This window comes from Balneolales bacterium ANBcel1 (assembly GCA_029688905.1).
Lineage (GTDB): Bacteria > Bacteroidota > Rhodothermia > Balneolales > Natronogracilivirgulaceae > SLLW01.
Map to the genome: position 1 here is coordinate 38,072 of JARULB010000007.1, position 12,086 is coordinate 50,157.

At 53.5% G+C, this 12,086-nt stretch carries 11 protein-coding genes; 2 read left to right on the forward strand and 9 right to left on the reverse strand.

What is annotated here, in order from left to right:
* Positions 1-6: 6 nt before the first annotated feature.
* Together QA596_10340 and QA596_10345 are read right to left on the reverse strand one after the other, a co-directional pair.
* Positions 7-372 (reverse strand): hypothetical protein, encoded by a 366-nt coding sequence (locus tag QA596_10340; protein MDG5767865.1) that lies wholly within the window; start codon positions 370-372, stop codon positions 7-9.
* Positions 373-441: 69 nt separating this feature from the next.
* Positions 442-684, reverse strand: a complete 243-nt coding sequence (locus QA596_10345; GenBank protein MDG5767866.1) for a hypothetical protein — start codon at positions 682-684, stop codon at positions 442-444.
* Positions 685-1,402: 718 nt separating this feature from the next.
* On the opposite strand from QA596_10345, the gene QA596_10350 reads away from it, so the two are divergent.
* Together QA596_10350 and QA596_10355 are read left to right on the forward strand one after the other, a co-directional pair.
* Positions 1,403-3,859, forward strand: coding sequence for a TonB-dependent receptor (locus QA596_10350; GenBank protein ID MDG5767867.1), 2,457 nt, complete (start codon positions 1,403-1,405; stop codon positions 3,857-3,859).
* Positions 3,860-4,102: 243 nt separating this feature from the next.
* Positions 4,103-4,837, forward strand: coding sequence for a thioesterase (locus QA596_10355; protein ID MDG5767868.1), 735 nt, complete (start codon positions 4,103-4,105; stop codon positions 4,835-4,837).
* 56 nt (positions 4,838-4,893) lie between these two features.
* On the opposite strand, the gene QA596_10360 is transcribed toward QA596_10355, so the two are convergent.
* From QA596_10360 to QA596_10390, 7 genes are all read right to left on the reverse strand, one after another.
* Positions 4,894-5,637: a hypothetical protein gene (locus QA596_10360; GenBank protein MDG5767869.1), complete on the reverse strand. Its 744-nt coding sequence runs from the start codon at positions 5,635-5,637 to the stop codon at positions 4,894-4,896.
* A 174-nt stretch (positions 5,638-5,811) separates the two neighbouring features.
* Positions 5,812-6,309, reverse strand: a complete 498-nt coding sequence (locus tag QA596_10365) for a magnesium transporter (protein MDG5767870.1) — start codon at positions 6,307-6,309, stop codon at positions 5,812-5,814.
* Positions 6,257-6,895: a hypothetical protein gene (locus QA596_10370; protein ID MDG5767871.1), complete on the reverse strand. Its 639-nt coding sequence runs from the start codon at positions 6,893-6,895 to the stop codon at positions 6,257-6,259. Before QA596_10370 ends, QA596_10365 begins: the two co-directional genes overlap by 53 nt.
* 407 nt (positions 6,896-7,302) lie before the next feature.
* Positions 7,303-8,160 carry an undecaprenyl-diphosphate phosphatase gene (locus QA596_10375; protein MDG5767872.1) on the reverse strand — a complete coding sequence of 286 codons (858 nt, stop codon included), beginning with the start codon at positions 8,158-8,160 and terminating at the stop codon, positions 7,303-7,305.
* A gap of 207 nt (positions 8,161-8,367) precedes the next feature.
* Positions 8,368-9,183 carry an undecaprenyl-diphosphate phosphatase gene (locus tag QA596_10380; protein ID MDG5767873.1) on the reverse strand — a complete coding sequence of 272 codons (816 nt, stop codon included), beginning with the start codon at positions 9,181-9,183 and terminating at the stop codon, positions 8,368-8,370.
* Between the two features lie 343 nt (positions 9,184-9,526).
* Positions 9,527-10,507, reverse strand: a complete 981-nt coding sequence (locus tag QA596_10385; protein MDG5767874.1) for a slipin family protein — start codon at positions 10,505-10,507, stop codon at positions 9,527-9,529.
* Positions 10,508-10,668: 161 nt separating this feature from the next.
* Positions 10,669-12,066 carry a nodulation protein NfeD gene (locus tag QA596_10390; protein MDG5767875.1) on the reverse strand — a complete coding sequence of 466 codons (1,398 nt, stop codon included), beginning with the start codon at positions 12,064-12,066 and terminating at the stop codon, positions 10,669-10,671.
* Between the last annotated feature and the right edge of the window lie 20 nt (positions 12,067-12,086).

The following is a 12,086-nucleotide window of genomic DNA, read 5'->3' on the forward strand; positions in this document are numbered from 1 at the left end:
GGAATACTACGCCGCTTTTCGGGCGTCTATAAACGACTTCACGGCAAGACCGATGTAGCCGATGCAGAGCAGTGCCATGAGCGAGCGAACCAGTACTGCCATCGCGGGGGCCTCAGTACTGCCGGTCAACAGTCCGCCAAGCTGCAACAATCCGGTAAAGGAACCGAAAAGACCGATCAGGGCGAGCAGAACTGCGACATGCATAACATGCTTACGGATCGACTCTTTTTCCGCGAGCCTTCCGAGAAGAATGAATACGACACCAAAAAAGGCCGGGATCAAAGCGGTGATACTGGCCGCGCCGGAAGCCACATATCCGATGATACCAATCAGGGTGAGGATAATACCAAATAGCCGGGTAGTCTTTGCCATAACAAAACGGTTTTAGGAGTAAAAAAAATGTGAGAGATAACGGGATTTCCGACCGATTGCAGATGTCCTCTACTCAGGCACAATTTGTCCGGTCGGCGTAATTCGTTCTCCCTCCCTGGGCGGCCGGGTCGGAAAGTCGCTGATCGGGACATTCGGATCACGGTCGTGCGGCACATAATGGCTGTGATTGCCATGCGGAACTTCCCGATAGGGCCTGGAGTCAAATACGCCAAGAGAATCCGCAACGACGAAGATCGTCAGCATTACCGCCAACGCTATAAACAGGATACGTATGATCTTTCGTTTCCCCATAAACTGTCTGTTTTAATGGTGCACCGGGAAAACACAAAATAGGCACACTGCGCCACTTTTCCCACAGCGGCTGCCGTTTCGCTCCACCAGAAAATCCCGATGACGCCTCCCATCGCTACCGCATTGGAACTATTGCCGCCTAATTAATCCGGCTCTCATATACTGAACGGTACCGGATGATGTAAGAGGAGTTTGTAGCACGATGATTTCAGAGTTAGTTGCCGGTGATGTCGGAGTTTGCTGCCGGGCGGTGCGGTGAGTCCGCCGGGTAGACGAAAATCCACATACCATTCCATTATGGAGGTGCAAATCATTACGGATACGCTTTTTGGAAAATATTAATCACTTGATTGGAACGATTTTCACCGGATTATGAATTTCAATGGATTGTTTACAGCGGGCAGTGGTCTGTAGTACAGAGTTGCCTCTGACCGGTGACAAAACCCGTTGCACCCCCGGCTTACGGCACTGAACCGCAGAACGGCGTTGCCCCGGACGGATCATTTAATTCATGGCAGCATGGATGACCACGATGAAAAACTCTCATAATATCTTTAGCGGTATTGCCGCAATGTGTGCCCCATTAAAAAGCAGTTTTAGTGCCACTGCTCAGAGTCCCGGGCCGGTAGTCGGGTTGGCCGTTACTCTCCGGCAGATTTCGATGCCATCAGATGCCGGCAGGCGTAGTGCCGTGCGATTTGTGATCGCTGCTTTGCTGTTGTTAGCTTTGACAGGCCTGACGGCTACCGCTGAGGCCCGGGCCAATACGGCCGAAAGCGCATTTTCCGTTGCCGCAGTCGACACCTCCTCAGAGGAGGGGCGCGGCATCATCTACGGAACCATCCGCGATGCTAACGACGGTATGACCCTGCCGTTTGCCAACGTGCTGGTGGAAGGCACCAATTTCGGAACCAGCGCCAACGAAGACGGAGAGTACGAACTTCGCAATATCCCGCCGGGGAGATACAATCTTCGGTTCAGCTATGTCGGTTACCAGAGCCAGACGGTATACGAGGTCCATATCCGCCGCAACCGTGATATCCGTGTGGATGTAGGCCTTGAACCGGATGCCGCGCAACTGGGCGAAATCGTCATCCGCCCGTCCCCCTTCAACCGAACCGACGAAAGTCCCATCTCCGTGCGAACGGTGAGTACCTCGGAGATTGAGCGGGCGCCCGGCGGCAACCGTGACATCTCCCGTGTCGTACAATCCCTGCCCGGTGTGGCTTCCGGTGTGGAAGGATTCCGCAACGACCTGCTGGTTCGCGGCGGCGCCCCCGGTGAAAACACCTTTTATCTGGACGGCATCGAAGTTCCGACGATCAACCACTTCAGTACACAGGGAGCATCCGGCGGACCCGTCGGACTCATCAACGTCGACTTTATCCGTGAAGTCGATTTCTATACCGGCGCCTTCCCCGCCAGCCGCGGCAATGCGCTCAGCTCGGTAATGGAGCTGCGGCAACGCAGTGCCGGCGACAATTTCGGCTTTACCGCCACCGTCGGCGCCAGTGACCTGGGACTCACCGCCGAAGGACCCCTGGGAGAAAGATCCGACTTCATCCTCTCGGTCAGACGCTCCTACCTCCAGTTTCTTTTTGAAGTACTCGAACTGCCGTTTCTACCCATATACAACGATATACAGTTTCGATACAGGTACCGACCATCCGTCAACCATGAGTTCACACTCATTGGGCTTGGCGCAATTGATGATTTTTCACTCAATACCAGTGCCAACGACACCGAGCGCCAACGCTACATTCTCGGCTATCTCCCTGTGAACGAACAGTGGAATTATACCGGAGGACTACGATACCGAAATTTCGGTGACAATCGCACCACCACCGTAGTCGTCAGCCGCAACAAGCTGAACAACCGTGCTTTCAAATACGAGGACAACGACGACAGTTCTCCGGAGAATTTGTTGCTGGATTACTCCTCCACAGAAACCGAAAACAAGGTACGTGTTGAAAATGAGTACCGTCTGTCCGGTTATCGCGTCTCATTCGGAGCGAACTACGAACACGCCCTGTTCACCAACGACACCTTTGACCGCGTATCGATTCCCGGCGAAGAGGCCGTGCGCATCATCGATTTTGAATCCGAGCTCAGGCTGAACCAGTGGGGATTTTTTGGGCAGGCCAGTTCCCGCTATTTCAACGGTCGTCTGGCCCTGTCGGCCGGTTTCCGGATGGATGCAGCCGATTACTCCAGCGCCACAAACAACCCGCTGGATCAGTTTTCTCCCCGTGCCTCCCTCTCATGGTTTCTCAGGAGCAACCTCAGTTTTAACGCCAATACCGGCATATACTATCAGCTTCCTCCCTATACGGTACTCGGTTACCGCGACGGTGACGGCACACTGGCCAACCGTGATAACGGAATCGGCTATATCCGAGCCAATCACTATGTAGCAGGCTTCGAATATCTGCCTCGCGAGAGTCTCATCTTCACTGTTGAAGGCTTTCTGAAGCAGTACCGCGACTACCCCTTCCTCACCCGAAATCAGGTATCGCTTGCCAACCTGGGCAGCGACTTCGGCGTGATCGGCAACGAACCCGCGATTCCGACCTCCCGTGGACGCTCGTATGGCATTGAGCTATTGGCCCAGCAAATACTCTACCGCGATTTCTACGGAATTCTCTCCTACACCCTGTTCTGGAGTGAATTTGAGGACGCTTCGGGGCGGTATGTCCCCTCGGCCTGGGATAACCGTCATCTTCTCACCGTCACTGCAGGCAAGCAGTTTTCCCGTGGATGGGATGTCGGCTTCCGGTGGCAGCTGCTCGGCGGCGCCCCTTTCACCCCCTACGATGTCGAACGCTCATCCCGTCAGGATGTCTGGGATGCCAACAGCCAGGGTTTGCCGGATTTTACCCGACTCAATGAAGAGCGACTGGGCACATACCATCAGCTTGACATACGGGTTGACAAACGCTTCTATTTCGACCGCTTCAATCTCACTGCCTATCTGGATATCCAGAATGTGTACGCGTTCGAAGTCGAAGGCCGTCCGTTCCTGAATGTAAGGCGGGATGAATTCGGCCGCCCGATTCCGGCGGGCACGGACCACAACCCGGAATTCCGGCCCGGACGCGACTATTACCAGACCTATCCGCTGGAAAACACCTCCGGAACCGTACTGCCCACCCTCGGAATTATTTTCGAGTGGTAAGCGGATAGCTCCACGATCCTAGACGGGCACAGGTCCGCATCTTTTGATTTAAGCTTTATTTTTCGGCGAGTACCGGGTACCGGAAAAAAAGCACAGGTCCGCATCTTTTGATTTCAGCTCTGCAAGATATCCATGCAGGTTGCCTCATGACAGAACAGGCGCGGGAAAAAAGCTCTTTTTCTGGCTTCCTCAGTTCAGAATCGTATTTTAGGGCGGATGAATTTCTCACCATTACAGAATAAAATGACCTTCACCCGAACCTACGATATTCCCTATTTCAATGTGGGAGCCGACCGCAAGCTCCGAATCACCTCTTTGATGCAATACCTCGAGGATATGGCCATCCGGCACAGTGAGGAATGCGGAATAGGTCTCGACTTTTATGAAGAGAACAAGGTGGCATGGGTGCTGGCCAAGTGGGATATCGAGGTGCTTGAATATCCGGTATTCAACCAGAAGATCACCATCACCACCGAGCCCAGTTCGTTTCGCAGTTATTTTGGATTTCGTCGTTATGAGGTGCGTGATGCCGATGGCGAATTGCTGGCCAGGGCCGCCACCCTGTGGATTTATGTCGACATGCGACGCAAGCGACCCATCCCGGTTACGGAGGAGATCATAAAGGCATTCGGAGTATCGCCAGACAGCAAGCGGCCCATTCCTTTGAAAGCGCCTGAACCGCCCGAAACCGCCCGCTATGAGACCCACTACCCGATCCGTCTGGGTGATATCGATACCAACCGCCATGTCAACAACATTCGGTATGTCGAATGGGCGCTGGAGACACTTCCACCGGACTTCAGCGAGGGAAAGCGTGTTACGCGCGTGATGGTCGACTACCGAAAGGAGCTGGTTTACGGCGAGGAGGTACTTGCCGTGGCGGATGTCGTTTCAGGAGAAGATGGAGCCACACGTTCCCGCCATCGCGTGGGCAACGGAGACAAGGATGCCTGTTTGGCTACCTTTGAGTGGAGTTAGTCACTCCGGTGCATCCGTCGCGATGACGGTATTTGTGCAGTATCCGCATGAATATATCAGCGCAATGGTGAGGGGGTCCAGGCGATACCGCCGGTAACGCCCATTCCGCTGCTATGCCTGCTGAAGCTATTTCCGTAGGTGAGGTCCACTTCAAGCAAACCAGGGATAACTTCAATGCGCAGGCCGCCCTGAAAATCCGGGGTGTCGCCGTTGGCGCCGAACACTTCACCCAGTAGCCAAAAGGGACCGTGCAGATTGAGATCGGCTCGGCCGCCCCATATAAACAGATGGTCTTCATGGCTATGGGTGTGGTCACCGTGGGCTACATCGTACCGGGCCAGTGCGTACCCGAGATTTGCATGCAGCATCAGACGTTCATCCAGAACGGGAAGTGTGGCCGGAACAAATGCATAGAACTCCTCAAAAAGAGCCATCAACGCACCGGTCACCAGCGCGAAACCGGGTGTATTCGGACCCGGAGCGCGGAACATATACTTGAGTTCTCCCACGAAGTAGGTTTCATCGTCCGAAAAAACAGCACCGGCACCTACTTCCAGGTTTCTAACCGGACTGAATGCCGGCAGGATCCAGGATTCTTCGCTGCCCAGCCAGGCCTCCAGCTGAAAAGCCCGGAAATCGGTGATATCCGCATCATCAACTACCATTTGTTGTCCGTTGGCCGACTGAAACAGTCCGCCGGAAAGGATGAGAAACAGCACCAGCAGAATCAGGTAGCTGATAAGGGAGACGATAAACTGGAGATAATTCCCGGAGTTGCTGTAAGAGATTTTTTTGCACATGACATACCTCTGCTAAAAGCATTTTAAAAGATACTGATTCAACGATTTACGGTGCCTCCTGGTTCCATGGCGGATCGCCTGCAAGGTCGGTTCCACACGATATTACTGGTGGAAGCGGGCAGCAGAGAGTCCTACGTCATGGCGCACGGAGGCGAAGACTTTGGGTCGTTCGGTTTACACGCCAATCAGGGTGCCAACCAGAAAGAAGTAGAGCGCCAGGCCTGTAAAGTCTTTAATGGTGGTGATGAACGGATCGGCTCCTGGCGCGTGATCCCAGCCCATCTTGAGAAGCAGCCACGGCAGGAAAAAACCAAGAAACGTTGCCAGCGGAATAACAATGGCCAGTGAAAGTCCGACTGCAACGCCGATCTGCGGTACCTCGTTGGGTGCGCCTTGCCAGAGCCAGGCGACAAAACCACCGAGGATGCCCAGAAGCACTCCCATGATCATGCCGATCGAAACTTCTCTTCGGATGTGTTTCCACATCCCGTTGATGTTCACCTGTCCCAGAGCCAGCCCCCGGGCGAAGATTGTCGTCGACTGGGTCCCCACGTTTTCTCCCATATCCATGATAACCGGGATGAAAATTGCGGCGACTAGTACGGCGCCAAGGACTTCCTCAAAATATTCGATGACACCGCCGACCAGGAATCCTCCGGTAAGAGTGACCATAAGAAAAGCCATTCTGAGCTTGATGGGGTAGGTCAGTGATCCTTCGAACATGCGCCGGCTGAACTGCATATCCCACATAAATGGTCTCCCGATCTGTGGCTGTCTTTCTGGCTGTTTCCAGCGCATCGGCGACGGTAAACTCTGCCTTCAGCTCCAGCAAGTCGGTTGTCATGATCGATCCTGCCTTACCTTCGGGATACTCTTCAAGTTTTCGGATATCCGCCTGTTCGCTTGCAGGCAGGCTTTTGAGAATGGCCTCGGCGGTATTCTCGTCGAGAAGATGAAGCGAGTCGACACGATCGTCGTGCGACATATTGGAAAAAACGGCGGCGGTTGTTTCGGTATCCATAAATCCGAGCAGTTTGCCCCGGTAGTCGGCATCCATATGGCCAATCATGTCGGCCGCCAGGTGATGCTCCAGTTTTGTAACGATATTTGCGCCAATGTGCGGTTCGCAGAACCGGACCAGTTGTTCGGCGGCCATCGCCGGATGATGGTTCCGGATCAGCGAAATGGTACGGTCGTCCGATACTCCATGGATCAGACGTTCCTCCAGTTCCAGAATAAGTTTTTGCTCTTTGGTCATGGTTTCACCTCAGAATTCAGGGCGCCTGGGGAAGGCGTTGCAGCGCCCAGGTGAAACCGGGATATCACATCAGGTGAAGCGTCTCTGCACGTGTGATACCGTTTCAACAAGGCACGACAAGCGCCCGCTCAGGCGCGAGTTTGAATAGCTACATAAATGACTGATGTCGTCCATGTCGGTATTGTTTAGTTGTTGATTGGCAAACAAAAATGAATCTGTTCGCGGCTTAACGACGTTCCGGGCATTTTATTTTGGTATTACCCGGCTGATTCTGTCGCCCGCTGACCAATGTCTATTGTGATGACAACCGGCCGCCGGCAGGATGACTGCCTGATCAAATATCGGGCAAGTCCCTGAAAAGCAGGCCAAAGGTAGGCTTTTACGCGCAAGCATGTCAATTTTTTTTCTTAAAAAAAGTAATTTCCTATCAGGATGACCGCGGCCAGGCACCACACATAGTAGGAGAAAAAACGAAACTTCGCCTGATAAAGCAGGTGTACGACCAGGTAAAGCGCCGCGATGCCCACCAGTGCGGAAACGACAAAACCGATGGCCAGTGCCGGAAAGCCGATAGCCAGGGTGCCGCTGTAGCGGAACACCTCGATCGACTGGAGCAGTGTTGCACCCAGAATTGTCGGAAACGCGATAAAAAAGCTGTATTCAGCTGCCCACCGGCGTTTAAGTCCTGCAAAAAGGGCAAAAGCGATCGTAAGGCCGCTGCGGCTCAGACCGGGCATCAGCGCCAGCCCCTGGCCGATTCCGATGGCTATGGCGACTCCAATCCCGATTTGACGCAAGCCAATTTTTCGATCGGGCAGGATGTCGGTCCACCAAAGCAGCAATCCCGTGATCACAAGCGTCACGCTCATAAGAGTAGGGTGAGCGAAAACATTCTCAAACTGAGATTTCAATGGCAGTCCGATAATGGCTGTAACGGCCACGGAAAACAGGCCCAGCAGTGTCAGTTTGATGAAAAGCCGGTCCTTTGGCGAGGTGTCACGTCTGGCCGCCGCCAGAAATCCTCTGGAGGCATCCCGCAAAAAACGACTCAGACTTTTACGAAAAACGACTGCAATGGATACCAGTGTACCGACATGCACAACCAGATCAAACAGAATCATCTCGGCAGAATTCGGCGCCGGAATTTCCTGGCCCATCCAGATAAAGAAATGCTGTGCAAGCGCCAGATGGCTTGTAGAACTCACCGGAAAAAACATGAATATTCCCTGGATGATCCCAAGGATGATGACTACCCAAATTGCCATAAGTTATCTGTTGGTGATGATGCCGATACTGGAGGTATGAAAACGGATCCCGTTCCGGGTGTCGTGCGGCCGGTGGCCGTCGTCTTCCCGTGTCGATGGGATGGGCCGGAATCTGCAGCCGTGACCCCGGCTGGCAGAAGTCTTGAAAATACAGGATTTAAAGGAATCGCGCGACTGCCTGCCTCATCCCGATACCGTTTTGGTTTTCTAATAAAAATAGACGATTCCGATGATTCCAACCGTCCAGCAGTAAAACGCGAAATAGTGAAATTTCTCTCGTTTGAGCAGTATGATGAGGTACTTCAGAGCGATATACCCGGAGACGAAGGAGGTCAGGAATCCGGCGAATAGGCTAATTACCGCTGCGGTTTCGATGCCGGTTTCGGCAACTTCCATCATTTCGAGCAACATGGCCCCGGCCAGTACCGGCAAAACCATCAGAAAAGAGAAGTTGGCGGCGTTTTCCCGGCTCATCCCGCTGAAAAGGCTGACCGATATGGTGGATCCGGAGCGGCTGATGCCGGGAATGATGGCGAAAGCCTGAGCCACCCCGACCAGAAGTCCTCGTCCCGTGTCGACATCCCCGGCCGGTTTGCCCATAAATTTTGTGGCGTACAGAAGACTGCCGGTAATCAGCAGCATGCATGAGACAAAAAACGGATTCAGGAAAAGCGCCTCAATGGCATCCTTCATGGTAAAACCGACGATTCCTGCAGGAATCATACTCAGCAAAATGATGTAGCTGAGGCGGGTGTTGCTGTCGGTAACAAACCGTTTGCTTTTGATGCCGGCGGGAGAAAAGCTCTTGAACAGATCGGTGAGTATTTCCAGAATTCTTTTCCGGAAATAGACGGCGATACTGCAGAAGGAGCCGAAATGCACCACAATTTCGAAGGTAATTCCCGGCTCCAGGTCACGGCCGAGCAGTGCGCGGCCCAGTGCCAGATGGCCGGAGCTGCTCACCGGCAAAAATTCCGTAATCCCCTGAAGCAGTCCCAGCAAAATCGCATGTAGCAGATCCATCCCGATAAATATTTTCAGTTTTTGTTATGACACATGATCGGGCCTGAGGAACAACGGGTGAAGCCAGGACCGCTCCGTCCGATCATCATCCGGATACTGCAAAATGGCCACCTGACCCGGAAACTGGCTCAAGATATTGATTCGGAGTGGAATAAAGAAATTATGCCTTGTTAATGAACCCGGGCGGAGGACCAGACTCTGCCCCCCGGCCGCCGCACAACATGTACCTGGCAGAGATACACGAAACCGGAAAAACCATGCCGGGATAATATCCCGCCATCCAATGCCGAAAAGCATTTACCGGCGGCAATATCCTCCGAAACATCAAATATCTGACCGGCCGCTATTTTTCTGAGTCTTTGGATTTTCCACCGGACTTTCCTCCGCTTTTTCTTCCACCTGACCTGGAGCTTCCGGATTTTCCGCTTCCGGATTTTCCGCCGCCGGATTGCCCCTTACCCGAAGAACTGCCGGAACTGTCTTCCAGTCCGGGATCGTCCAAATCCACATCCCCGGGATCGACGCTTGCAGTTGCTTTTCGACCAGAGCTGTCCTGAATAGTGGGTTTGAACGCTTCCAGGAAGTTCATGGGGATAGGCAGGAAGGTATGAGTTGAGCTCTCATCACCGATTTCCGACATGGTTTGCAGGAAGCGCAACTGCAGGGCCACCGGTGTTCCTTCAATCATTTTTCCGGCTTCCACGAGTTTTGCAGCGGCCTGGAATTCTCCCTGCGCATTGATGATTTTCGCACGGCGCTCCCGTTCCATTTCTGCCTGACGCGCCATGGCCCGCTGCATCGATTCGGGCAGCGTGACATCACGCACTTCAACGGTTACCACCTTGATACCCCACGGATCGGTATGCTGATCGATGATTTCCTGGATCTGCTTGTTGATTTTATCCCGTTCGGAGAGCAGTTCATCCAGCTCGGCCTGTCCAAGTACACTCCTGAGCGTAGTCTGTGCCAGCCAGGAGGTTGCTGAAAGATAATGTTCCACGTTGATCACCGCTTTTTCGGCATCCACTACACGGAAAAAGGTGATCGCGTCGACATGCACGGTGACATTATCTTTGGTTATCACCTCCTGCTTGTCCACATTGATGGTGAGAACCCGGAGGTCCACCCGCTCGATCTTATCAATAAAGGGTATCAGTATGATCAGACCGGGCCCTTTGGTCATGTGAAATTTTCCAAGCCGGAATACCACCGCCCGTTCGTACTCCCGCATGATTTTGAACATCTGGGGAAGTACGATTCCGAGAAATATGGCGATCACAATTACCCAGGTAATAATGTCGGTAACTCCAAATAGTGTATCCATAACAGTAGATTGGTTTGGGGTTGCATGATACTTTCGTAATGATTCAGAATAATCGCGTCATTAAATTCGGTTGCAGAAGTTGATTCTCAGGGCCGAATACCGGTAGCTGACCGCGCCTGCCGGCCGAACGGCCGGAACAGCCATGGCTTGGGGTAATGGTATTACGGCTTTTCTTTCCGGCTTTTATTCACCGGTTTCACTCGTAAAGTGAGTCCTTCGACCGCCGTCACTTCACACCATTCACCCTTTTTAACGGGGTGATCGCTGCGAGCGCTCCAGTATTCGCCCTGAATCATGACGCGCCCTTTATCTGCGTCAATTTTTTCCAGAGCCCTGGTATTCTGCCCCACCAGGGTCTGCACACCGGTGCGCGTGGAGCCGAACTGCGCCCGGAGACCATAATAGACCACCCATCCAAAAAACAGAACGGTGATGACAGTAGCGGGGATGAGCCAAGCCAACGACAATTGCATATCCTGTGGCAGGTCCTGAAACAGCATGAGGGCGCCGAGGAAAAAAGCGACGGCTCCCCCGCCGAGCAGGAGTCCGAACGTAGGAGTAAAAGCTTCCATAACAAACAGAATAATGGCCAGTGCGATCAGGATGAAGCCCGCCACGTTGATGGGCATGGCGGCCACTCCAAAAAGCAGCAATACCAGTGAAATGACCCCGGCTACACCCGGCACGATGGCTCCGGGATTACTGATCTCACCCAGGATACCGTAAATTGCGACCAGGGTCAAAATCAGCAATATTTCGGGCCTCATCAAAAAGCCGAAGAAGCGTTCGGCCAGGTTGGGGTCGATTCGGTTGACTTCCGCGTCACTGGTCACCAGTTTGTGCCCTTCCACTTCAAAACCGTGCATCTGCTCCAGGAGATCCTGCAGGTCTTCGGCCAGGAAATTAATGACATTGATTTCGATCGCTTCACTGCTGGTGATGGAGGCTCCGTCCCGCACAGCCGACTTTGCCCACTCAACGTTGCGATCGCGACGCTCGGCAACACTCTCAATGAAACTCTCGGCGTAATTGAAAACCTTCTGTTGCTGGACGGTATCGGCCTCCCCGCCGCCCATGGTTACCGGCGAAGCCGCTCCGATGCTGGTAGCTGGTGCCATGGCTGCCACATGTGCCGCGAGTGTGATGAATGTGCCGGCACTTCCGGCGTTGGCCCCCTGTGGGGAGACATACACGGCAATTGGCAACTCGGAGGCGAGCATCATCTGCACCAGGTCCTGGGTCACGTTCAGCAGCCCGCCGGGGGTATCCAGTTCAATAATGAGCATTTCATCCTCCCGCTCCCGGGCCTCGTCAAGTGACCGTGAGACGTAGTTGCTGACCGTAGGCCCGATGGAGCCTTCGACACGGATCACGCTCACCGTGGTTTTCGCTTCCCGAGTCACATCATTTTGCTCTCCGCCATCAAGTAAAACCGAAAATATTCCAGAAGATGTCTCTCCTGTCCGGCTCATCTCCGGCACGCTTCTGTCCCCACCGGCAAGCACCAATCCGGCACCCGCTAGAAAGAGCATCAATGCTATGGCATGAATCTGTTTCATACTATCAGAAATGCCTGAGG

Bases quoted from the DNA above. Each gene is read 5' to 3' on its own strand.
- QA596_10360 (MDG5767869.1), bottom strand. From the start codon at position 5,637: ATGTGCAAAAAAATCTCTTACAGCAACTCCGGGAATTATCTCCAGTTT.
- QA596_10390 (MDG5767875.1), bottom strand. From the start codon at position 12,066: ATGAAACAGATTCATGCCATAGCATTGATGCTCTTTCTAGCGGGTGCC.
- QA596_10365 (MDG5767870.1), bottom strand. From the start codon at position 6,309: ATGGTCACTCTTACCGGAGGATTCCTGGTCGGCGGTGTCATCGAATAT.
- QA596_10340 (MDG5767865.1), bottom strand. From the start codon at position 372: ATGGCAAAGACTACCCGGCTATTTGGTATTATCCTCACCCTGATTGGT.
- QA596_10355 (MDG5767868.1), top strand. From the start codon at position 4,103: ATGACCTTCACCCGAACCTACGATATTCCCTATTTCAATGTGGGAGCC.
- QA596_10380 (MDG5767873.1), bottom strand. From the start codon at position 9,183: ATGGATCTGCTACATGCGATTTTGCTGGGACTGCTTCAGGGGATTACG.
- QA596_10375 (MDG5767872.1), bottom strand. From the start codon at position 8,160: ATGGCAATTTGGGTAGTCATCATCCTTGGGATCATCCAGGGAATATTC.
- QA596_10385 (MDG5767874.1), bottom strand. From the start codon at position 10,507: ATGGATACACTATTTGGAGTTACCGACATTATTACCTGGGTAATTGTG.
- QA596_10345 (MDG5767866.1), bottom strand. From the start codon at position 684: ATGGGGAAACGAAAGATCATACGTATCCTGTTTATAGCGTTGGCGGTA.
- QA596_10370 (MDG5767871.1), bottom strand. From the start codon at position 6,895: ATGACCAAAGAGCAAAAACTTATTCTGGAACTGGAGGAACGTCTGATC.